At 67.9% G+C, this 22022-nt stretch carries 22 protein-coding genes; 14 read left to right on the top strand and 8 right to left on the bottom strand.

Annotation, left to right across the window (positions count from 1 at the left end; all coding sequences use genetic code 11):
* From leuC to accD, 10 genes are all read left to right on the top strand, one after another.
* On the top strand, nucleotides 1-1422 hold the full coding sequence (gene leuC, locus AC1DSC_RS00865) for a 3-isopropylmalate dehydratase large subunit (protein ID WP_062362753.1): 1422 nt from the start codon (nucleotides 1-3) through the stop codon (nucleotides 1420-1422).
* Nucleotides 1423-1440: 18 nt separating this feature from the next.
* The gene (gene leuD / locus AC1DSC_RS00860) at nucleotides 1441-2091 is read left to right on the top strand and encodes a 3-isopropylmalate dehydratase small subunit (RefSeq protein ID WP_062362756.1); all 651 of its coding nucleotides are present in this window, start codon (nucleotides 1441-1443) and stop codon (nucleotides 2089-2091) included.
* A gap of 41 nt (nucleotides 2092-2132) precedes the next feature.
* A complete protein-coding gene (gene leuB / locus AC1DSC_RS00855) occupies nucleotides 2133-3221 on the top strand; it encodes a 3-isopropylmalate dehydrogenase (protein WP_012746565.1) in 1089 nt (362 codons plus the stop codon).
* 91 nt (nucleotides 3222-3312) lie between these two features.
* Entirely contained in the window at nucleotides 3313-4455 is a 1143-nt protein-coding gene (gene asd / locus AC1DSC_RS00850) for an aspartate-semialdehyde dehydrogenase (RefSeq protein ID WP_012746564.1), read from the top strand.
* A 224-nt stretch (nucleotides 4456-4679) separates the two neighbouring features.
* Nucleotides 4680-7430, top strand: a complete 2751-nt coding sequence (locus tag AC1DSC_RS00845) for a FimV/HubP family polar landmark protein (RefSeq protein ID WP_478131767.1) — start codon at nucleotides 4680-4682, stop codon at nucleotides 7428-7430.
* 33 nt (nucleotides 7431-7463) lie between these two features.
* Complete coding sequence (truA, locus tag AC1DSC_RS00840; protein WP_436287361.1) at nucleotides 7464-8276, top strand: tRNA pseudouridine(38-40) synthase TruA; 813 nt, start codon at nucleotides 7464-7466, stop codon at nucleotides 8274-8276.
* The gene (locus AC1DSC_RS00835) at nucleotides 8273-8968 is read left to right on the top strand and encodes a phosphoribosylanthranilate isomerase (RefSeq protein WP_436287360.1); all 696 of its coding nucleotides are present in this window, start codon (nucleotides 8273-8275) and stop codon (nucleotides 8966-8968) included. Before truA ends, AC1DSC_RS00835 begins: the two co-directional genes overlap by 4 nt.
* 49 nt (nucleotides 8969-9017) lie before the next feature.
* Nucleotides 9018-10295 carry a tryptophan synthase subunit beta gene (gene trpB, locus AC1DSC_RS00830; protein WP_012746560.1) on the top strand — a complete coding sequence of 426 codons (1278 nt, stop codon included), beginning with the start codon at nucleotides 9018-9020 and terminating at the stop codon, nucleotides 10293-10295.
* A 71-nt stretch (nucleotides 10296-10366) separates the two neighbouring features.
* Nucleotides 10367-11224 carry a tryptophan synthase subunit alpha gene (gene trpA / locus AC1DSC_RS00825; RefSeq protein WP_049808435.1) on the top strand — a complete coding sequence of 286 codons (858 nt, stop codon included), beginning with the start codon at nucleotides 10367-10369 and terminating at the stop codon, nucleotides 11222-11224.
* 63 nt (nucleotides 11225-11287) lie between these two features.
* The gene (gene accD, locus AC1DSC_RS00820; RefSeq protein WP_012746558.1) at nucleotides 11288-12160 is read left to right on the top strand and encodes an acetyl-CoA carboxylase, carboxyltransferase subunit beta; all 873 of its coding nucleotides are present in this window, start codon (nucleotides 11288-11290) and stop codon (nucleotides 12158-12160) included.
* Between the two features lie 12 nt (nucleotides 12161-12172).
* Here accD and AC1DSC_RS00815 read toward each other — a convergent pair whose 3' ends face one another.
* Complete coding sequence (locus tag AC1DSC_RS00815) at nucleotides 12173-12733, bottom strand: YggT family protein (RefSeq protein ID WP_012746557.1); 561 nt, start codon at nucleotides 12731-12733, stop codon at nucleotides 12173-12175.
* A 49-nt stretch (nucleotides 12734-12782) separates the two neighbouring features.
* On the opposite strand from AC1DSC_RS00815, the gene AC1DSC_RS00810 reads away from it, so the two are divergent.
* The 4 genes from AC1DSC_RS00810 to AC1DSC_RS00795 all read left to right on the top strand — a co-directional run bounded on the left by AC1DSC_RS00810 (nucleotide 12783) and on the right by AC1DSC_RS00795 (nucleotide 16916).
* The gene (locus tag AC1DSC_RS00810) at nucleotides 12783-13430 is read left to right on the top strand and encodes an LON peptidase substrate-binding domain-containing protein (RefSeq protein ID WP_436287359.1); all 648 of its coding nucleotides are present in this window, start codon (nucleotides 12783-12785) and stop codon (nucleotides 13428-13430) included.
* 123 nt (nucleotides 13431-13553) lie between these two features.
* Nucleotides 13554-15116, top strand: coding sequence for a lysine--tRNA ligase (lysS, locus tag AC1DSC_RS00805; protein ID WP_436287358.1), 1563 nt, complete (start codon nucleotides 13554-13556; stop codon nucleotides 15114-15116).
* On the top strand, nucleotides 15113-16381 hold the full coding sequence (locus AC1DSC_RS00800; RefSeq protein ID WP_478131766.1) for an Hsp70 family protein: 1269 nt from the start codon (nucleotides 15113-15115) through the stop codon (nucleotides 16379-16381). The genes lysS and AC1DSC_RS00800 overlap by 4 nt, the downstream gene beginning before the upstream one ends.
* 1 nt (nucleotide 16382) lies before the next feature.
* The gene (locus tag AC1DSC_RS00795) at nucleotides 16383-16916 is read left to right on the top strand and encodes a M48 metallopeptidase family protein (RefSeq protein WP_027729518.1); all 534 of its coding nucleotides are present in this window, start codon (nucleotides 16383-16385) and stop codon (nucleotides 16914-16916) included.
* 7 nt (nucleotides 16917-16923) lie between these two features.
* On the opposite strand, the gene nagZ is transcribed toward AC1DSC_RS00795, so the two are convergent.
* The 7 genes from nagZ to AC1DSC_RS00760 are packed head-to-tail and all read right to left on the bottom strand — an operon-like array spanning nucleotide 16924 to nucleotide 22014.
* A complete protein-coding gene (gene nagZ / locus AC1DSC_RS00790) occupies nucleotides 16924-18030 on the bottom strand; it encodes a beta-N-acetylhexosaminidase (RefSeq protein ID WP_012746552.1) in 1107 nt (368 codons plus the stop codon).
* A complete protein-coding gene (gene acpS, locus AC1DSC_RS00785; RefSeq protein ID WP_012746551.1) occupies nucleotides 18027-18419 on the bottom strand; it encodes a holo-ACP synthase in 393 nt (130 codons plus the stop codon). Before acpS ends, nagZ begins: the two co-directional genes overlap by 4 nt.
* A gap of 13 nt (nucleotides 18420-18432) precedes the next feature.
* Complete coding sequence (locus AC1DSC_RS00780) at nucleotides 18433-19197, bottom strand: pyridoxine 5'-phosphate synthase (RefSeq protein ID WP_436287356.1); 765 nt, start codon at nucleotides 19195-19197, stop codon at nucleotides 18433-18435.
* Complete coding sequence (gene recO / locus AC1DSC_RS00775; RefSeq protein ID WP_012746549.1) at nucleotides 19194-19967, bottom strand: DNA repair protein RecO; 774 nt, start codon at nucleotides 19965-19967, stop codon at nucleotides 19194-19196. The genes AC1DSC_RS00780 and recO overlap by 4 nt, the downstream gene beginning before the upstream one ends.
* Nucleotide 19968: 1 nt before the next feature.
* On the bottom strand, nucleotides 19969-20934 hold the full coding sequence (gene era / locus AC1DSC_RS00770; RefSeq protein WP_018903253.1) for a GTPase Era: 966 nt from the start codon (nucleotides 20932-20934) through the stop codon (nucleotides 19969-19971).
* A 7-nt stretch (nucleotides 20935-20941) separates the two neighbouring features.
* Nucleotides 20942-21628, bottom strand: coding sequence for a ribonuclease III (gene rnc / locus AC1DSC_RS00765; RefSeq protein WP_012746547.1), 687 nt, complete (start codon nucleotides 21626-21628; stop codon nucleotides 20942-20944).
* Nucleotides 21629-21645: 17 nt separating this feature from the next.
* Nucleotides 21646-22014, bottom strand: a complete 369-nt coding sequence (locus AC1DSC_RS00760) for a DUF4845 domain-containing protein (protein WP_012746546.1) — start codon at nucleotides 22012-22014, stop codon at nucleotides 21646-21648.
* Nucleotides 22015-22022 lie beyond the last annotated feature (8 nt).

Below are 22022 nucleotides of genomic sequence, written 5' to 3'. Positions count from 1 at the left end.
ATGGCACGCACGCTCTACGACAAGATCTGGGACGAACACGTCGTCCACACCGAGGAAGACGGCACCGCGATCCTCTACATCGACCGCCACCTGGTGCACGAAGTCACCAGCCCGCAGGCCTTCGAGGGCCTGCGCGAGGCCGGCCGCAAGCTGTGGCGCATCAGCTCGGTGGTGGCCACGGCCGACCACAACACGCCCACCACCGGCTGGGAGCGCGGCTACGAAGGCATTGCCGATCCGACCAGCAAGGAGCAGGTCACCACGCTCGACAAGAACATCGCGGAATTCGGCGCCGCCGCGTTCTTTCCATTCCTGAGCAAGCGCCAGGGCATCGTGCACGTGATCGGCCCTGAATCGGGCGCCACGCTGCCGGGCATGACGGTGGTCTGCGGCGACTCGCACACCTCCACCCACGGCGCCTTCGGTGCGCTCGCGCACGGCATCGGCACCAGCGAGGTCGAGCACGTCATGGCCACGCAGACGCTGCTCGGCAAGAAGGCGAAGAACATGCTCGTGAAGGTCGAGGGCAAGCTGCCTTTCGGCTGCACCGCCAAGGACATCGTGCTGGCCATCATCGGCAAGATCGGCACGGCCGGCGGCACGGGCTACACGATCGAATTCGCAGGCTCGGCCATCCGCGACCTGAGCATGGAAGGCCGCATGACGGTCTGCAACATGGCCATCGAGGCCGGTGCGCGCGCCGGCCTCGTGGCGGTCGACGAAAAGACCATCGGCTACATCAAGGGCCGGCCGCTCGCGCCCACCGGTGTGGAGTGGGACCAGGCCGTGGCCTACTGGCGCACGCTGCAGTCCGACCCCCACGCCGCGTTCGACGCCGTGGTCGAGCTCGACGCCACGCAGATCCAGCCGCAGGTCACCTGGGGCACCTCGCCCGAGATGGTGGTCGACATCAACGGCCGCGTGCCCGATCCCGACAAGGAAAAGGACGCCAGCAAGCGCAGCGCCATCGAGCGCGCGCTGGTCTACATGGGCCTGGAGCCGAACAAGGCAATGAACGACATCTTCGTCGACAAGGTGTTCATCGGCTCGTGCACCAACAGCCGCATCGAGGACATGCGCGAAGCCGCCGCCGTGGTGAAGAAGCTCGGCCAGAAGGTGGCCAAGAACGTCAAGCTCGCGATGGTGGTGCCCGGCTCGGGCGTGGTGAAGGAACAGGCCGAGCGCGAAGGGCTCGATGTGATCTTCAAGGCCGCGGGATTCGAATGGCGCGAGCCCGGCTGCTCGATGTGCCTGGCGATGAACGCCGACCGCCTGGAACCCGGCGAGCGCTGCGCCTCCACCAGCAACCGCAACTTCGAAGGCCGCCAGGGCGCCGGCGGCCGCACCCACCTCGTGAGCCCGGCCATGGCCGCCGCTGCCGCGGTGCACGGCCACTTCGTCGACGTGCGCACCTTCGCCTGAACACAGAGAGAAATTCACATGCAGAAATTCACCGTGCACAAGGGCCTCGTGGCCCCGATGGACCGCGAGAACGTCGACACCGACGCGATCATTCCGAAGCAGTTCCTCAAGTCGATCCGCAAGACCGGCTTCGGCCAGAACCTGTTCGACGAATGGCGTTACCTGGACGCCGGCTTTCCGGGCCAGGACCCGCAAAGCCGCAAGCCCAACCCCGACTTCGTGCTGAACCAGCCGCGCTATGCCGGCGCCTCGATCCTCTTGGCGCGCAAGAACTTCGGCTGCGGCTCGTCGCGCGAGCACGCGCCGTGGGCGCTCGACCAGTACGGCTTCCGCGCGATCATCGCGCCGAGCTATGCCGACATCTTCTTCAACAACAGCTTCAAGAACGGCCTGCTGCCGATCGTGCTGCCCGAGGCGCAGGTGGCGCAGCTGTTCGACGAGACCTTCGCCTTTCCCGGCTACACGCTCACCATCGACCTGGAGCGCCAGGTGGTCGTGAAGCCCGATGGCGGCGAGTTCGCGTTCGACGTGCAGGCCTTCCGCAAGTACTGCCTGATCAACGGCCTGGACGACATCGGCCTCACGCTGCGCCACAAGGACAAGATCAAGGCCTTCGAGGCCGAGCGGCTGGCGCAGAAGCCCTGGCTCGCGCACACGATGATCTCGTGATCGACCGCATTTCCTTTCTCTAGAAACTTCAGACCCCAATCATGAAAATCGCAGTTCTCCCGGGCGACGGCATCGGCACCGAAATCGTGGCCGAAGCCATCCGCGTGCTCGACGCGCTCGACCTCTCCTTCGAGATGGAAACCGCGCTGGTCGGCGGCGCGGCCTACGAGGCCCACGGCCACCCGCTGCCCGAAGCCACGCTCAAGCTCGCCAAGGAAGCCGATGCGGTGCTGTTCGGTGCGGTCGGCGACTGGAAGTACGACAAGCTCGACCGCCCGCTGCGCCCCGAGCAGGCCATCCTGGGCCTGCGCAAGAACCTGGGTCTGTTCGCGAACTTCCGCCCGGCCATCTGCTACGAGCAGCTGGTGGGCGCCTCGAGCCTCAAGCCCGAGCTGATTGCGGGCCTGGACATCCTGATCATCCGCGAGCTCACCGGCGACATCTACTTCGGCCAGCCGCGCGGCCGCCGCACGGCCGTCGACGGGCATTTCCCGGGTGCCGACGAAGCCTTCGACACCATGCGCTACTCGCGCCCCGAGGTCGAGCGCATCGCCCGCGTCGCCTTCGAGGCCGCACGCAAGCGCAGCAAGCGCGTGACCAGCGTCGACAAGGCCAACGTGCTGGAGACCTTCCAGTTCTGGAAGGACATCGTTACCGAGGTGCACAAGGACTATCCGGACATCGAACTCGACCACATGTACGTCGACAACGCGGCCATGCAGCTCGTGAAGGCGCCCAAGAAGTTCGACGTGATCGTCACCGGCAACATGTTCGGCGACATCCTCTCGGACGAGGCCGCCATGCTCACCGGCTCCATCGGCATGCTGCCCTCGGCGTCGCTCAATTCGAGCAACCAGGGCCTGTACGAGCCCAGCCACGGCAGCGCACCCGACATTGCCGGCAAAGGGGTTGCCAATCCATTGGCTACAATACTGTCCGCTGCCATGATGCTCCGTTTTTCACTCAACCAAGCCGAAGCTGCCGACCGGATCGAGTCGGCGGTCAAGCACGTGCTCGCCTCCGGGCTGCGCACCGGTGACATCTGGTCAGAAGGCACGAAGCGCGTCGGCACCCGCGAAATGGGCGACGCGGTTGTTGCAGCAATCACCAAAAAGACGATTACCGGCTAACCGCAGCCCGCTTCGTCACGCCCCTCCCCGGCTCGACGAGTCGGGGGCAAGAAAAGACAACTTCTTTCTTTTTCAAAAAGGGCAAACTGAAATGGCGAACGCATCTCAACCTCTGGTCGGCCTCGTGGGCTGGCGCGGCATGGTCGGCTCGGTCCTGATGGACCGCATGCAGGCCGAAGGCGACTTCGGGCTCATCGAGCCGGTCTTCTTCTCGACCTCCAACGCCGGCGGCAAGGCCCCGGCCATGGCCAGGAACGAGACCGCGCTCAAGGATGCGAACGACATCGAGGCGCTCAAGAAGTGCGACATCGTCATCACCTGCCAGGGCGGCGACTACACCAGCGAGGTGTTCCCCAAGCTGCGCGCCGCGGGCTGGAGCGGCCACTGGATCGATGCCGCCTCCACCCTGCGCATGCAGGATGACGCGGTCATCGTGCTCGACCCCGTCAACCTGCCGGTGATCCAGAACGCGCTCGCCAAGGGCGGCAAGAACTGGATCGGCGGCAACTGCACCGTCAGCTGCATGCTGATGGGCGTGGGCGCCCTCTACAAGGCGGGCCTGGTCGAGTGGATGACCAGCATGACCTACCAGGCGGCTTCGGGCGGCGGCGCGCAGCACATGCGCGAGCTGCTGACGCAGTTCGGCACGCTCAACGCCGAGGTGCGCGCCCTGCTGGACGACCCCAAGTCGGCCATCCTCGAGATCGACCGCAAGGTGCTGCACAGGCAGCAGAACCTGAGCGCCGCTGAAACCGCCAACTTCGGCGCACCGCTGGGCGGCTCGCTGATCCCCTGGATCGACAAGGACCTGGGCGACGGCATGTCCAAGGAAGAATGGAAGGCCGGCGCGGAAACCAACAAGATCCTCGGCCAGGGCGCGGGCTTCGGCACCGCCGCCGTGCCGGTGGACGGCTTCTGCGTGCGCATCGGCGCCATGCGCTGCCACAGCCAGGCCCTGACCTTCAAGCTCAAGAAGGACGTTCCCGTGGCCGACATCGAAGCGCTGATCGCCGCCGACAACCCCTGGGCCAGCGTGGTGCCGAACACCCGCGAAGCGACCCTGAAGGACCTGACGCCTGTGGCCGTGACGGGCACCATGAACATCCCGGTCGGCCGCATCCGCAAGCTGGCGATGGGCCCCGAGTACGTCGGCGCCTTCACCATCGGCGACCAGTTGCTGTGGGGCGCGGCCGAACCGCTGCGCCGCATGCTGCGCATCCTGCTCGAGGCTTGATGGGGGCGCGCAGGCTCTCCACAGACCCAAAGTGTTGCCACCCGGCAACACTGAATGTGTGCGTAAGTATGCGCGCACTGGGTAGAACAGGCGCACCGCCTTGTCAGTACCCGGTGATGATGCTAACGTCCTCTTACAAATTCTGGGCCTGAGCCGCCCCTATCAGCATGACAAGACATCTGTTGCCCGCGGCCCGCCCATCGGCCGCTCGCCCCTCCTTGCCCTTGAACGGTCTTCGCCTCTCCGTTCTGGGCACGGCGGTTGCCGTGGTCCTGGGTATTGCAAGCACCGACGCCAGCGCTTTTGCGCTCGGGCAGCTGAAGGTGCAATCGGCGCTGGGCGAACCGCTTCGCGCCGAAATCGACGTGACCGAAATGGCTGCCGCCGAAGCGGAAAGCCTGAAGATCAACGTCGCCAGCGCCGATGCCTTCAAGAACGCGGGCGTGCCTTACAACGCTGCGCTCAGCGACGTCAAGGCCACGCTGCAGCGCCGCGCCGGCGGCCAGTACGTGGTGCGGCTCACCGGCAGCCGTCCGCTCAACGATCCCTTCGTCGACCTGCTGCTCGAAGCCAATGGCTCGTCGGGCCGCATGGTGCGCGACTACACCGTGCTGCTCGATCCGCCGGCCACCCGCCAGGCGGCACCGAGCGCGCCCATCGCGCCCGCCACGCCCCAGGTGAGCACGCCGCCCGCGGAGCGTCCGGCTGCCGCGGCAGCCCGCGCACGCCGCGAGCGCGCGCCCGTCGCACCAGTCACCGCTCCCGCGGCACCAGCAGCGCCTGCCGCTGCCGCACCGCAGGCGCCCAGCGCCGCAGCACCGGCCCGCCCGGCTGGCGGCGGCGAACAGGTCACGGTCCAGCGCGGCGACACCGCCAGCAAGATCGCCGGGGCCCACAAGCCTGCCGAGGTTTCGCTCGACCAGATGCTGGTGGCAATGCTGCTTGCCAATCCCGATGCATTCGTTGGCGGCAACGTCAACCGCATGAGGGCTGGCGCCGTGCTCGACCTGCCGAGCGCCGCCGAAGCCAGCGCGATCCTGCCGTCGGAAGCGCGCCGCACCATCACCGCGCAGAGCCGCGACTTCGGCGCCTACCGCCAGCGCCTTGCCGAGAACGCACCCACGTCCAATGTGGCCGCTGCCGACCGCAAGGCTTCGGGCAAGCTGCAGGCCAACGTCGAGGACCGCAATGCCGCGGCAAGCGCGCCCGACAAGCTGACGATCTCGCAGGGCGGCGCAGCAGCCCGCGCCGCCGAAGAAAAGGTTGCACAAGCCCGCCAGGCGCAGGACAGCAACAACCGCGTGGCCGAGCTCTCGAAGAACATCAACGAACTGGCCAAGCTCAAGGCAGCCACTGGTTCGGCGGCGCCAGCCGCCGGCTCGGCGCCGGCACCCGCCCCGGCAGCGCCCGGCATTCCGGTTCCCAACCCGGGTGTCGCCGCAACCACGGCACCGGCCGCAGCGGCGCCTGCAGCCGCCGCACCCGCCCCGGCTGCTGCGCCTGCGGCCGCGTCCGCCGCCCCGGCCACGACGCCTACTGCCGCTTCGGCACCAGCGGCACCGGCAGCGACTCCTGCGCCTGCAGCAGCGGCACCGGCAACTGCCGCTCCCGCCGCTCCGTCGGCCGAGCCCGTGCCTGCTGCAACTTCCGAGGCTGCGCCGGCCGCTCCCGCAGCGGCGGCAAGCGCCCCGGCCGCCGCACCGGCACCCAAGCCGGTCGTCAAGGCAGCGCCTCCGCCGCCCCCGGCCGAACGCGGCTTCTTCGAAGAGCTGATGGACAACCCGCTGATGCTCGGCGGCGCGGCGCTGATCGCCTTGCTGGTCGGCTTCCTGCTTTACCGTGTCCTGGGCCGCCGCCGCGAAGAAATGAGCGAAAGCGTGTTCCTCGAAAGCCGCATTCCGAAGGATTCGTTCTTCGGCGCCAGCGGCGGCGAATCGGTCGACACCAAGCAGCGTGGTGATTCCACCGTGTCGTCGCTGTCGTACTCGCCGAGCCAGCTCGATGCGGGCGATGTCGATCCCGTGGCCGAAGCCGACGTGTACCTGGCCTACGGCCGCGACCTGCAGGCCGAGGAAATCCTGCGCGAAGCCCTGCGCGTGAATCCGGACCGCACGGCCATCCACCTCAAGCTGCTCGAGATCCATGCCAAGCGCCGCGACGTGCGGGCCTATGAGGGCCTTGCCACCGAAGTGCACAAGCTGACCAACGGCGCCGGTGCCGATTGGAACCGCGTGGTCGAGATGGGCAAGGACCTCGATCCGGGCAATCCGCTGTACGACTCGGGCGCGCCCCGCGTGAGCCCGGCCGAAAGCGCCGCCTTTGCAGGCGCCCTGGCCACGGCCGCGGTCAAACCCGCGCCGGCCCCGGTGGCGGCACCCGCCCCCGCGCCCGTCGCGGCCACGCCGGCCTTCGTGCCCTCGGTCGCACCGCTGGACTTCGATCTGGACCTGAGCCAGCCGCCGGCACCGGCGCCCGCTCCGGCCCCGGTGAGTGCCAGCCTGCCGAAGACGGCCTATGCGCCGCCGGCCGCCAGCAGCGCACCGCTGTCCAACGGCCATGCGCATGCGCCCACGGCACCGGTCGACCTGGAAAACGACTTCGACACCGCCCCCGGCGCGCTGTCGCCGATCACCCGCCCCGGCGCGCTCGGCGAAGCCGATGCCAACACCCGGCCGGCCGGCCTGCGCGGCAACCTGCCCGCGGACTCGGGCTTCATCGAGTTCGACATGAGTGCACTGGCCGGCCTGCCCGCCCGCCAGGTGGCCGGTACCACCGATGCAGCAGCCAGGCCCGCCGAAGCCGCGCAGGAAGACGATGGCGACGAGAGCCCCCATGCCGTCAAGCTGTCGCTGGCGCGCGAGCTGCAGGCGATCGGCGACGTCGAAGGCGCTCGTTCGCTGGTCGAGGAAGTCGAAGCCGAAAGTGCCGGCGACCTCAAGTCGCAGGCGAGGCAATTGCTCGCCGAGCTGCGCTGACGAGCGGCTTTTTTCGCTGTTCTTCCTGAATTCGTGAGGCTGGCGCTAGGCATCCGCTACAACGGCCAGGCGTACGAGGGCTGGCAGAGCCAGCGTTCGGGCCGCACGGTGCAGGACAAGCTCGAAGCGGCGCTCGCCAAGTTCGCGGCGCAGCCCATCGGCACGCTGTGCGCCGGCCGCACCGACGCCGGCGTGCATGCGCTGATGCAGGTGGTGCACTTCGACACCACCGTCGAACGCGAGCCCTTCTCCTGGATGCGCGGCACCAACCGCTTCCTGCCCGACGACATCGCGGTGCAGTGGGCGCAGCCGGTGCCGGACGAATTCCATTGCCGCGCCAGTGCGCTGGCGCGGCGCTACCTCTACGTGCTGTCGCAGTCGCCCGTGCGGCCCAGCCTCGATTCGGGCCGGGTCGGCTGGTCGATGCATCCGCTCGACGGCGATGCGATGCGCGCCGCCGCCGCCCTCTTGGTGGGCAAGCACGACTTCAGCTCCTTCCGCGCCTCGGCCTGCCAGGCCCGCTCGCCGGTCAAGGACCTGCGGCGCATCGAGATCACGCGCCACGGCAGCGGCGACCGCTGCCGCTGGCACTTCGAGTTCGAGGCCGATGCCTTCCTGCACCACATGATCCGCAACCTGATGGGCTGCCTCGTGCGCATCGGCCGCGGCGACGAACGGCCCGAATGGATCACCGAAGTGCTCGAGGCGCGCAGCCGCAAGGTGGCGGCGCCCACCTTCTCGGCCAACGGGCTGTATTTTCTCGGGCCGTTGTACGACGCCAAGTGGGGTCTGCCGGCCGAGGCCACGCTGCAGGCCGGCGGCGCTCCTTATGATGGGCCGCCATGACTGCCGCTCCCCGCACCCGCATCAAGATCTGCGGCCTCACGCGCGAGGCCGACGTGGATGCCGCGATCGAGGCCGGCGCCGATGCCATCGGCTTCGTGCTCTACGCGAAAAGCCCCCGCGCCGTGACGGCCGAGCGCGCCGCCGAACTCGCCTCGCGCCTGCCGCCCTTCATCACGCCGGTGCTGCTGTTCGTGAACGAGGATGCTCCCAAAGTCATAGCAGCGCTTTCCCGCGTGAAGGGCGCGATCGCGCAGTTCCACGGCGAAGAAACGTCCGAACAGTGCGAGCAGGCCACCGGCCCGGGGCGCTTTCGCTACATGCGCGCGGCCCGTATTCCGCTGGGCGCCGCCGGAGCCGGCTTCGACCTCGTAAAATACGCGTCCGATTACTCCCACGCCCAGGCCATCCTGCTCGACGCCCATGTCGAAGGTTATGGCGGTGGCGGCAAGGCATTCGATTGGTCACTTCTTCCACCCGCCGTCGACGCTCACCTCGTCTTGAGTGGTGGGCTCACACCTGCAAACGTGAGCGATGGCATTCGCATCCTGCGGACGCGCTGCAAGACGCTGTCCGTTGATGTGAGCTCGGGCGTCGAAATCGACGGTCCCGGGAACAAGGGCCTGAAGGACGCCGGAAAGATCCGGCAATTCGTCGCCGCCGTCAGGGCCGCCGACGCCTCCTTCTCCAGTTAGCCGCCGCACCCGATCGTGATTTCGGGCTGCGGCCCAACGATCGAGAACCATGCGAACCAACTATCAGCAACCCGACGCCACCGGCCACTTCGGCAACTACGGCGGCACCTTCGCGAGCGAAACGCTCACCCACGCGATCAACGAGCTGCGCGACGCCTACGCGAAGTACAAGGACGATCCGGCCTTCCTCGCCGAATTCCACTACGAACTCAAGCACTTCGTCGGCCGCCCCTCGCCGGTCTACCACGCGGCGCGCACCAGCCGCGAGATGGGTGGCGCGCAGATCTACCTGAAGCGCGAAGACCTCAACCACACCGGCGCGCACAAGATCAACAACGTGATCGGCCAGGCGATGCTCGCGCGCCGCATGGGCAAGCCCCGCGTGATCGCCGAGACCGGCGCAGGCCAGCATGGCGTGGCCACTGCCACCATCTGCGCACGCTACGGCCTCGAATGCGTGGTCTACATGGGCAGCCAGGACGTGAAGCGCCAGAGCCCCAACGTCTACCGCATGAACCTGCTGGGCGCCACCGTGGTGCCGGTGGAGTCGGGCAGCAAGACGCTGAAGGACGCGCTCAACGAGGCCATGCGCGACTGGGTCACGAACGTGGAGAACACCTTCTACATCATCGGCACCGTGGCCGGCCCGCACCCCTACCCGACCATGGTGCGCGACTTCCAGAGCGTGATCGGCACGGAGTGCATCGACCAGATGCCCGCCATGCTCGCGGCCCAGGGCATCACCGGCGAAGCCGAAGGCCGGCAGCCCGACGTGGTGGTGGCCTGCGTGGGCGGCGGCAGCAACGCGATGGGCATCTTCCATCCCTACATCCCGTTCGAAGGCACGCGCCTGATCGGCGTGGAGGCCGCGGGCGAGGGGCTCGACAGCGGCAAGCACTCGGCATCCATCCTGCGCGGCAGCCCGGGCGTGCTGCACGGCAACCGTACCTACCTGCTGCAGAACGAGGACGGCCAGGTGACCGAAACGCACAGCATCAGCGCCGGTCTCGACTACCCCGGCGTGGGCCCCGAGCACGCCTACCTGGCCGACATCGGCCGCGCCGAGTACGTCGGCATCACCGACGCTGAGGCACTCGAAGCCTTTCACTACCTGTGCCGCACCGAAGGCATCATTCCGGCCCTCGAATCGAGCCACGCCGTGGCCTACGCCATGAAACTCGCCAAGACCATGCGGCCGGACCAGTCGATCCTCGTGAACCTCTCGGGCCGCGGCGACAAGGACATCGGCACCGTCGCCGACCTGTCGGGCGTCGACTTCTACGACCGGCCCTCGATGCGCGGCCTGAGCGTGAAGGGAGGCAAGTGATGAGCACCGCAGGACCGCTCCAAGGTGCGAACGCCCCCTCGGGGGGCAGCGCAGCACACGAAGTGGCAAGCGTGGGGGCCCGCGCTGGCCGCATTGCCGCCACCTTCGACGCGCTGAAAAAAGACGGCCGCCGCGCCCTGATTCCCTACGTCACCGCCGGCTTCCCCTTCGCCGACATCACGCCCGAGCTGATGCACGGCATGGTCGAGGCCGGCGCCGACGTGATCGAGCTCGGCGTGCCGTTCTCCGACCCGATGGCCGATGGCCCGGTGATCCAGAAGGCCGGCGAGGCCGCGCTGGCGCTGGGCGTCGGCATGAAGCAGGTGCTCGCCATGGTGGCCGCCTTCCGCCAGAAGGACGCGGCGACGCCCGTGGTGCTGATGGGCTATGCGAACCCGGTCGAGCGCTACGACCTCGTGCATGGCAAGAAGGCCTTCATCCGCGATGCGTCGGCTGCAGGCGTCGACGGCCTGCTGGTGGTCGACTACCCGCCCGAGGAGTGCGAGGCTTTCGCCGCCGACCTGAAGGCCGCGGGCATCGACCTGATCTTCCTGCTCGCCCCCACCAGTACCAGCGAGCGCATGGCGCAGGTCGCGCGCATCGCGAGCGGCTATGTCTACTACGTGTCGCTCAAGGGCGTGACAGGCGCCGGCCACCTCGACACCGAGGCGGTCGGCCAGATGATCCCGCGCATCCGCGAGCACGTGAGCATCCCGGTGGGCGTGGGCTTCGGCATCCGCGATGCGCGCACGGCGCAGGCCGTCGGTTCGGCCGCCGATGCGGTCGTGATCGGCACCAGGATCATCCAGCTGATCGACGGGCAGCCGCGCGAGAAGGTGGTGCCCGCGGTGCGCGAATTCCTCGCCGGTATCCGCGAGGCGCTCGATGCCCTGCCGGCGGCTACCCCCAAGAACGCGGCTGGCCGATAATCGCTGCTGCCCTCACCCAGCCCCTCTCCCGCACGCGGGCGGGGGGAGCTAAATCGGAGTCCTATGAGCTGGCTTGAAAAACTGCTACCCGCCAAGATCGCACAAACCGACCCGTCGGAGCGCCGCCAGGTGCCCGAGGGCCTGTGGATCAAGTGCCCCGCCTGCGAGACCGTTCTCTACAAGACCGACCTCGAACACAACCAGAACGTCTGCCCGAGCTGCAGCCACCACCACCGCATCGGCGCCCGCGCGCGGCTCGACGCCTTCCTCGACGCCGAGGGCCGCTACGAAGTCGGCCAGGAAGTGCTCCCGGTGGACGCGCTCAAGTTCAAGGACAGCCGCAAGTACCCCGAACGGCTCAAGGAAGCGCTCGAGAACACCGGCGAGACCGACGCCCTGGTCGTCATGGGCGGCTCGGTCCACAGCATCAGCGTGGTCGTGGCCTGCTTCGAATTCGAATTCATGGGCGGCAGCATGGGCAGCGTGGTCGGCGAGCGCTTCGTGCGCGGCGTCGAGACGGCCATCGAGCAGAAGGTGCCGTTCATCTGCTTCACCGCCACCGGCGGCGCCCGCATGCAGGAAGGCCTGCTCTCGCTCATGCAGATGGCCAAGACCAACGCGGCGCTCACCCGCCTCGCCAAGAAGGGCCTGCCCTACATCAGCGTGCTGACCGACCCGACCATGGGCGGCGTCTCGGCCGGCTTCGCCTTCGTGGGCGACGTGGTCATTGCCGAACCCAAGGCGCTGATCGGCTTTGCCGGCCCGCGCGTGATCGAATCGACCGTGCGCGTGACCTTGCCCGAAGGCTTCCAGCGCGCGGAGTTCCTGCAGACCAAGGGCGCGATCGACTTCATCAGCGACCGCCGCGAGCTGCGCAAGACCATTGCGAGCACGCTCGCCATGCTGCTGCGCCAGCCGGCCGACGCGGTCAGCTGAACGAAAGACCGGTCAGGCACCCAACTGGTAAGCCAGCACCAGCAGGTTGCCCAGCACGATCGCAATCACCTGCAGCACCACGATCGCGGCCAGGGGCGACAGGTCCACGCCGCCGATCAGCGGGATGAACCGGCGGAACGGCCGCACCAGCGGTTCGGCCAGCCGCGAGATCAGGTCGAGCAGCATCGGCGACGCGCCCGGTATCCACGACAGCACAGCATAGACCACCAGCAGCGCCGTCAGCCCCGACACCGCGAGCTGCAGCAGCCCCACCAGCGAAACGAGCGGCAGGGTGGCAATCCGGCCCAGGTTGCCGATCAAAAGCCACAGCAGCAGGAACTTGGCCAGCACGAGCAGCCAGGCCGCGATGGCGCTCGCCAGGTCCCAGCGCTTCACCGGCGGCACGATGCGGCGCAGCGGCAGCACGATCCAGTCGGTGATCGCGAATATGAAGCGCCCGAGCGGATTGCCGAAAGGCACGCGGTGGTACTGCATGTAAAGGCGCAGCAGGCAGGCGCCGCCGAGCAGGCCGACGATCACGTCGAGAAGGAACGAGGGGATCTGGTAGAGCATGGGGCGTGGTCGTGAGGGGAATGCGATGATAGCCATGCAAGGTTCATCGATGACCACACAGCCCCTTTTGCATTCACTGCCATTGTTCCCGCTCGGCACGGTCCTGTTTCCGGACGGCGTGCTCCCGCTGCGTATTTTCGAAGTACGTTATCTCGACATGGTCGGCAAATGCCGCAAGGCCGACGCGCCCTTCGGCGTGGTCAGCCTCACGAGCGGCAGCGAGGTGCGCAAGGCCGGCGCCGAGGCGGAGAGCTTCGCGGCCGTCGGCACGCTGGCGGTCATCCGCGAATTCGATTCGCCGCAAAGCGGCCTGCTGCAGATCGAATGCGTCGGCACGCAGCGCTTCCGGGTCCGCGCCGCCGAACTGCAGAAATACGGCTTGTGGGTTGCCGAAGTCGAAGCCGTGGCCGAAGACACGGCGCTCGAAATTCCAGGCGACCTCCAGCACACCGCCACGGCGCTGCGGCGCCTCGTCAATACCCTCGAAGAACGCCGCCGCGCGCAGGGCGCCGAGGCCCTGCGCCTGCCCGTCGGCGAGCCCTACCGCTTCGACGATTGCGGCTGGGTGGCCAACCGCTGGTGCGAACTGGTGCCCATGCAGCTCGAACTGCGGCAGCGGCTCATGGAGCTCGACAGTCCGCTGATGCGGCTCGAACTGGTCAGCGATCTGCTGGCACGTGCGGGCATCACTGAATAGATTGCTATTTCTTTCATAGCGTTTCGAGCAGGATTGGCGGGCACTGGAGGCCGGTTCCGTTTGCACCCGATCGGCTAAAATGCTGGGTTGCGCTCGCTTTTGTTGCGCCCCCACCCGCACTTCATGTCCGACCACCTGATCCCCTCCATTCCCACGCCCGCCGCAGCTCCGGCCGCCGCGCCTGCCGTCGACGACAACCAGCTCATCGCGGAGCGCCGCGAAAAGCTCAAGCTGATGCGCGCCGCCCAGGCCGAGGGCAAGGGGGTTGCGTTTCCGAACGACTTCAAGCCGGGCCACCGCGCCGCCGCGCTGATCGAGGCGCATGGCGCCGCCGATGCCGAAGCGCTCGAGGCGCAGGCCGTTGCCGTGAGCGTGGCCGGCCGCATGATGCTCAAGCGCGTGATGGGCAAGGCCAGCTTCGCCACGGTGCAGGATGCCACCAGCCGCATCCAGCTCTACGTCACGCGCGATGCCATCGGCGAGGAAGCCTACGCCGAGTTCAAGCGCTGGGACCTGGGCGACATCGTGGGCGCCGAAGGCACGCTGATGAAGACCAAGACCGGCGAGCTGTCGGTCAAGGTCACCAAGCTGCGCCTGCTCACCAAGAGCCTGCGCCCGCTGCCCGACAAGTTCCACGGCATGGCCGACCAGGAGCAGAAGTACCGCCAGCGCTACGTCGACCTGATCACCGACGAAACCGCCCGCGTGCGCTTCACCGCGCGCAGCAAGGCCGTGAGCGCGCTGCGCGAATTCATGGTGGGCCACGGCTTCCTCGAAGTCGAGACGCCGATGCTGCACCCCATTCCCGGCGGCGCCAACGCCAAGCCCTTCAAGACGCACCACAACGCGCTCGACCAGGAGATGTTCCTGCGCATCGCGCCCGAGCTCTACCTCAAGCGCCTGATCGTCGGCGGCTTCGAGCGCGTGTTCGAGATCAACCGGAGCTACCGCAACGAGGGCATCTCGGTGCGGCACAACCCCGAGTTCACGATGATGGAGTTCTACGCGGCCTACTGGAACTACCGCGACCTGATGGACTTCACCGAGACGCTGATCCGCACCATTGCCGACAAGGCCGTGGGTACGCAGCAGCTCACCTACCAGGGCAAGCCGGTCGACCTGACCCAGCCCTTCGAGCGCCTGACGATCCGCGAGGCCATCCTCAAGTACACGGAAGCCGGCCCCGGCGTCGACGACAGCGCCTGGCTCATCAACGCCCTGCGCAAGCTCGGGCTGAACGAAGAAAAGGACAAGCTCTCGCAGCGCAGCCTCGCCAGCCTGCAGGTCATGTACTTCGAAGAGACGGTGGAAGAGAAGCTCTGGCAGCCGACCTTCATCATGGAGCACCCGACCGAAATTTCGCCGCTCGCGCGCGCCAACGACGAGCGCCCGGAGGTCACCGAGCGCTTCGAGCTCTACATCACGGGCCGCGAATTCGGCAACGGCTTCAGCGAGCTCAACGACGCCGAGGACCAGGCCGCGCGCTTCAACGCGCAGGTGGCCGCCAAGGACAGCGGCGACGACGAGGCCATGTTCTACGACCACGACTTCGTGCGTGCGCTCGAATACGGCATGCCGCCCACCGGCGGCTGCGGCATCGGCATCGACCGGCTGATGATGCTGCTGACCGATTCGCCGAGCATCCGCGACGTGATCCTGTTCCCGGCGCTGCGCAGGGAATCTTGAGCGTGAAGTTACCGTCGTCGCTGCCGACGATCGGCATCGACTTCGGCACCTCCAATTCCGCCGTGGCCTGCCGGGTCGACGGCGCCGCCCGGCTGCTGCCGATCGAAGGCGCGGCCACCACGCTGCCGACCGCGATCTTCTTCAACGCCGAAGACCGCACGACGCATTTCGGCCGCGAGGCCATCGCGCTCTACCTGGCGGGCGTCGAAGGCCGTCTCATGCGCTCGCTCAAGAGCCTGCTCGGCAGCGCGCTGATGCAGGAGAAAACGGCCATCTACGACGGCCTCGTGAGCTTCGAGGACATCATCGCGCGCTTCCTGCGCGAACTCGCGCAGCGCGCGGGCCGCGAACTGGGCCGGGTGCCGGAGCGCGTCGTGATCGGCCGGCCCGTGCACTTCGTCGATGACGATTCCAAACGGGATGAGCGCGCGGAAGAAAGCCTGCGCCACGCGGCCCGAGCAGCCGGGTTCCGCGACATCGCCTTTCAACTTGAGCCGATTGCAGCGGCCTTCGACTACGAACAGCGCGTTGCGAAGGAATCGCTGGTGCTGATCGTCGACGTCGGCGGCGGCACCTCCGACTTCACCGTCGTGCGCGTGGGCCCGGAGCGCGCCGCGCGCGAAGACCGCAGCAGCGACGTGCTGGCCACCAGCGGCGTGCACATCGGCGGCACCGACTTCGACCAGCGCCTGAACCTGGACCGCGTCATGCCGGAATTCGGCTTTCGCCACACGGGCGCGCAGGGGCGCGAAGTGCCGAGCAAGGTGTTCTTCGAGCTTTCGTCCTGGCACCTGATCAACTGGCTCTATGCGGCCAAGGCGGTGCGGCAGGCCAAGGACCTGCGCACGAGCTACAGCGACACGCGGCTGCACGACCGGCTGATGACGGTGCTCGAAGAGCGCCACGGCCACCGTATTGCGAGCGAGGTCGAGCAGGCGAAGATCGATGCCTCGGTGAACGATGCGCCCACCGCCATCGACCTCTCGTGCGCCGAGCCGGGGCTGGCCGCCTCGCTCTCGCCCGCCGACATGGCGCAGCAGCTTTCCCCGCTGCTCGAGAACGTGGTTGCCTGCGCGCACGCCTGCGTCAAGCGCGCCGGCCTGCGCAGCGGCGACCTCGACGCCATCTACCTGACGGGCGGCTCCTCGGCGCTGCGGCCGTTCCAGCAGGCCTTGCGCAGGAGCTTCGCGGGCGTGAACCTGGTCGAGGGCGACCTGTTCGGCGGCGTGGCTACCGGGCTCGCCTGCGCGGGACCGGTGGCATGAAATGAAATATCTCGCAGGCTACCCACCCGCGCTGCTGGCGCAGGTGCAGCAGCTGGTCGCCACCGAAGGGCTCGCGCCGCTGCTGCGCAAGCGCTATCCCGGCCCGCTTCACGAGGTGCAGACGGACCGTGCGCTCTACGACTACGTGAGCGAGCTCAAGAGCGATTTCATGCGCAAGGCCCCGCCGCTTTCCAAGGTGGCGTTCGACAGCAAGCTGCATGTGATCCGCAATGCGCTCGGCACCCACACCACCGTTTCGCGCGTGCAGGGCAGCAAGCTCAAGACCAAGCGCGAGATCCGGGTGGCGAGCCTGTTCAGGGAAGTGCCGCTGGAATGGCTGCGCATGATCGTGGTCCACGAGCTCGCGCACATGAAGGAGCGCGACCATGACAAGAGCTTCTATGCGCTCTGCGAGCACATGGAGCCGGACTACCACCGGCTCGAATTCGATGTCCGGCTGTACCTGACGCACCTGGATTCGGGCGGCGAGCGGCTGTGGGCAAGTTCGCTGCCGGCGCCGGGCGCCGCGCCGTAGCCGTCCCTCAGGCGCCCTGTCGAGGCGCCGCAAGCCCGGCCTGCGCAAGCACTTGCCTCGCCTGCCGATAGCCCGCCGAATCGGCGAGCGCGTTCCAGCCGAGCGGCGGCGTTTCCGGCAGCAGCGCCCGGCGGCGCGCCTCGCTGTTCGCATCGGGCTGCCAGCGCCCCGCACTGGCCGCGGCGGCAAAGCCGTCGAGCAGTTCGTCGAGCGGGCGGCCATCGCCGATGCTCTGGTTGCACAGCATCGCCAGGTCGCAGCCCGCATCGAGTGCCGCCAGCGCGGCATCGGCATAGCTCAGCAGCTCGCCGTCGATGTAGCGCCCTGCTTCCATGCTCAGGTCATCGCTGAAGATGGCGCCATCGAAACCGAGCCTGCTGCGCAGGATGTCCTCCAGCCACCTGGAAGAAAAGCCCGCGGGCCGCTTGTCGACCTTCGGATAGATCACGTGCGCCGGCATCACTGCGGTGAGCGTGCCCGCGAGCCAGTCGTAGGGCCGCGCATCGTCGGCCAGGATGGCCTTGAGGCTGCGCCGGTCGACCGGGATTTCCACATGCGAATCGGCGGTGACGAAGCCGTGCCCCGGAAAGTGCTTGCCGCAGTTGCGCATGCCCATCTGCAGCATGCCGTGCATCAGGCTCTTGGCCAGCAGCGCCGCCACGCGCGGGTCGCGGTGGAAGCTGCGGTCGCCGATCACGCTGCTGCCGCCGTAATCGAGGTCGAGCACCGGCGCAAAGCTGAAGTCGACGCCGCAGGCGCGCAGTTCGGCGGCAAGCACCTGGCCGGCGGCGGTGGCCGCCTGCGTGGCGCGCATGGCGTCGCGCATCCACAGCTCGCCGAGCGCGCGCATCGAGGGCAGGCGCGTGAAGCCGTCGGTGCGAAAGCGCTGCACCCGGCCGCCTTCATGGTCCACGCAGATCAGCAGGTCGGGGCGGATCGCCTTGATCTCGGCATTGAGCGCGCTCATCTGCGCACGGTCCTGCCAGTTGCGGGCGAAATGGATCACGCCGCCGACCAGCGGATTGGCGATGCGCCGGCGGTCGGCGTCGTTCAGTTCGGTCGCCGCCACGTCGATGATCAGCGGCGCGTGGGTACGGGCGGGCCCGGCGGTCATAGTTTCTCCACCACCACGAAGCTCGCGGCGTATTCGGTTTCGTCGGTCACGGTGACGTGGGCCGTGAGGCCGCGGGCCTCGAACCACTCCTTGAGCTCGCCATGCAGCACGATGACGGGCTTGCCGCTGCGCAGGTTGGCGATCTCGCACAGGCGCCAGCTCATCGGCATGCGCATGCCCAGGCCGATGGCCTTGCTGAAGGCCTCCTTGGCGGAAAAACGCGTGGCGAGATAGCTCAGGCCGCGCTTGGGCCAGCGTTCGCTGCGGGCCTTCCAGACCGCGAATTCCGCGTCGCTGAGCACCCGGTGGGCAAAGCGCTCGCCTTGGCGCTCGAAGGTTGCTGCGATGCGCCGCAGATCGCAGATGTCGGTACCAATGCCGTAGATCATGCCGCTGCAGCGCTCACTGCGCCTCTTGGATGCAGCGCAGGTATTCCTTGGTGGTGGCGGCGTAGCCGAGTTCGAGCGCATCGGCGATGAAGGCATGCCCGATCGACACCTCCTGGACGCCGCGCACCGCACGCAGGAACGGCGTGAGGTTGTCGCGGCTCAGGTCGTGGCCCGCATTGAGGCCGAGGCCCGCCGCCTGCGCCGCGCGGGCGGCTTCGACATAGCGCGCCAGCACGGCCTGCTCGTCCGGCGTGCCGCGCGATGAGGCATAGCCCTCGGTATAGAGCTCGACACGGTCGGCGCCCACCGCCTTGGCCGCGGCCATCATCTCGGGAATGGGGTCCATGAAGAGGCTCACGCGCACGCCCAGCGCCTTGGCTTCGGCAATCAGCGGGCGCAGCCGCTCGGCGTCTTCGGGGAAGCTCCAGCCATGGTCGCTGGTCGACTGGGTTTCGCTGTCGGGCACGAAGGTGGCCTGGTGCGGCTTCAGCGCGCGCACGAAGTCCATCAGGTTGTGGAAGGGGTTGCCTTCGATGTTGAACTCGATCGCGGGCCAGTCCCTGGCCAGCAGCGCGGCCAGGTCGCTCACGTCGTGCGGCCGGATGTGGCGCTCGTCGGGCCGCGGGTGCACGGTGATGCCCTGCGCTCCGGCGGCAAGGCAGGCCTTGGCGGCGGTGAGCACGCTCGGAATGCCGAGATGGCGCGTATTGCGCACCAGGGCCACCTTGTTGAGGTTGACCGACAGCGAGGTGGTAGCGGATTGGCCGGAAGTGCTCATAGGGCTTGCAAATCTCTCATCATCTGCCGCGTGCGCAGCGTGGACACACCGCAATGGTAGTTGAGCAGCGCGCGCAGCTGGTTCCTGAGGGCGCTGTTGCTGCCGGCGTTCATGGTGGCGATCTCGCGCAGCGTGGCCGTGAAGGGCGCGCGGTCGTCGAGCACGCCCTGCAGCGACTGCCAGTCGGCACCGGACAGCGCCGCCTCGCCTTCGGCCGCCAGCCGCAGGCCGGCTTCGGGCACCAGGGTGTAGCGGGCATCGGCCACGAGCGGCTCGAGCGTGAGGGTCTGCACGTCGAGCGACGGCAGGAGGCCCACTTCGCGCAGCAGCAGCAGCTCGAAGGCGCGCAGCGCCGCGGCCTGGGTGGCGGCCTGCGCGCCGGCATGGTCGCCGGCCAGCACCTGGACCACGCCCGCATAGGCATCGAACAGCGCCTCGTGGGCATCGTCCCGCGCCAGCAGGCGCAGCAGCAGTTCGTTGACGTAGTAGCCCGAGAGCAGCGCCTCGCCGGTCGGCATGACGTGGCCGCCCATCCACTCGGCGCCCTTGAGCGTGCGGATCTCGGCGTCGCCGCCGTAGTTGAGCTGCAGCGGCTGCAGCGGCAGCAGCACCGGCCTGAAATTGGAACTCGGCCGCTTCGCCCCCTTGGCCACCAGCGCGATGCGCCCGTGGTGGCGGGTGAAGACCTCGAGGATCAGGCTCGACTCGCTCCAGTCGTAGCGATGGAGCACGTACGCGGGTTCGTGCGAAACGCGGTGGGCAGCGGCCACTTCATTCGTAGCCGAACGAACGCACGCGGGCCTCGTCGTCGGCCCAACCCGAGCGCACCTTGACCCACAGTTCGAGGAACACCTTGGCGTCGGCCAGCTTTTCGAGCTCGACGCGGGTTTCCATGCCGATGCGCTTGATGCGCTCGCCCTTGTCTCCGATCACCATGGCCTTGTGGCCGTCGCGCTCCACCACGATGGTGGCGGCGATGCGCAGCAGGCGCTTCTGGCCCTTTTTCTGCGGCGGCTCTTCCTCGAACTTGTCGATGATCACGGTCGAGGTGTAGGGCAGTTCGTCGCCGGTCAGGCGGAACAGCTTTTCGCGCACCAGCTCGCCCGCGAGGAACTTCTCGCTGCGGTCGGTGAGCTCGTCCTCGGCATAGAACCAGGGCTGCTCGGGCAGGTACTTCTCGCAGATGCCGAACAGGCGCTCGACATCCTTGGCATTCTTGGCCGACATCGGCACGAACTCGGCGAAGGAGTGCTTCGCCTGCATGGTCTGCAGCCAGGGCGCGATGTCGCCGCGGCGATGCACGTTGTCGAGCTTGTTGGCGAGCAGCACGGTCGGGATGCCCTTGCCGAGCAGCTTGAGCACCCGCTCGTCGGCCGGCGTGAAGCTGCCGGCTTCCACCACGAAGAGGATCAGGTCCACGTCGCCGACCGCGCCCTGCACGGTCTTGTTGAGCGACTTGTTGAGCGCGTTGGCATGCAGGGTCTGGAAGCCCGGCGTGTCGACGAACACGAACTGCGTGGCGCCCAGCGTGCGCATGCCCGTGATGCGGTGCCGCGTGGTCTGCGCCTTGCGCGAGGTGATGCTGATCTTCTGCCCCACCAGCGCATTGAGCAGCGTCGACTTGCCCACATTGGGCTTGCCGACGATGGCGATCAGGCCGCAGTGCTGTGGGCCGCTTGCGCCCGTATCGCCCGCCGGGCCCTGGGATTCTGCTGCTGAATTGATAGCGTCGTTCATTCTGATTTCACGCGGCCCCGCGTGCCTTGAGCCGGATCAACATGGCCGCCGCGGCAGCCTGCTCGCCGGCGCGCCGCGAACCACCGATGCCGCGTTCGCGCAGGCCCAGCTCCGGCACCTCGCACTCGACATCGAAGGTCTGCTTGTGCGCTGCGCCGAGCGTGGCCGCCACGCGGTACACCGGCAGCTTCATTTTGTGACCCTGCAGCCATTCCTGCAATTCGGTCTTCGGATCCTTGGCCACCGCGTCCATGCGCGGATTGATCTCGACCGACTCGTAGAGCCGCCGCACCAGCGCCTCGGCGGCCGAAAAGCCGGCATCGAGGTAGACCGCGCCGATCAGCGCCTCGAGCGCGTCGGCCAGGATCGAGGGCCGGTTGGGCCCGCCGGAGCGCGCCTCGCCCTCGCCGAGCCGCAGCAGCGGCGACAGCTGCAGCTCCAGCGCCAGGCGGTGCAGGGTGTCCTGCTTGACCAGGTTGGCCCGCACGCGCGACAGGTCGCCCTCGGGCAGGGCAGAGAGGCGGGTGTAGAGCAGGTGCGAGACCGCGAGATTGAGCACCGAGTCGCCGAGAAATTCGAGGCGCTCGTTGTGGTCGGCCGAAAAACTGCGGTGCGTGAGCGCGAGCTGGAGCAGCCGCGTGTCGGAGAACGAATGCTTGAGGCGCTCCTGCAGCGCCGTGAGGCCGCCGTCCACCTTGCGTGTCGCCGCGTTCAGCGGGTCTGGCCCTTGTACTTGAGCACCAGGAAGGCCGGCCCGAACAAGGGAATCTCGCGCTCGTAGGCATACGAGACGACCACCTTGTCGCCGACCTTCTTGATGTCGAGGTCCTTGCCCGAGACCGACTGGAAGTCGTCGATGGCCTGGGCCCTGTCGAAGATCGCGCGCACTTCGGGCACGGTGGTGCCTTCCTTGGCCTTGTTGGCGGCCTTGTCGATGGCCTGCCATTCGATCAGCGTCGGGATGACCTGCGCGACGACGACGCCGACGCAACCCAGCACCACGGCGACGAACACCAGACCGATGAACGAGATGCCGCGCTGGTGCGCGGCCCTGCTGCGGATGGACCGATTTGTTCTCATGCCCTCTT

It is taken from the genome of Variovorax sp. 01N425 (assembly GCF_056399465.1).
This window is presented reverse-complemented; position numbering and strand designations above follow the sequence as displayed.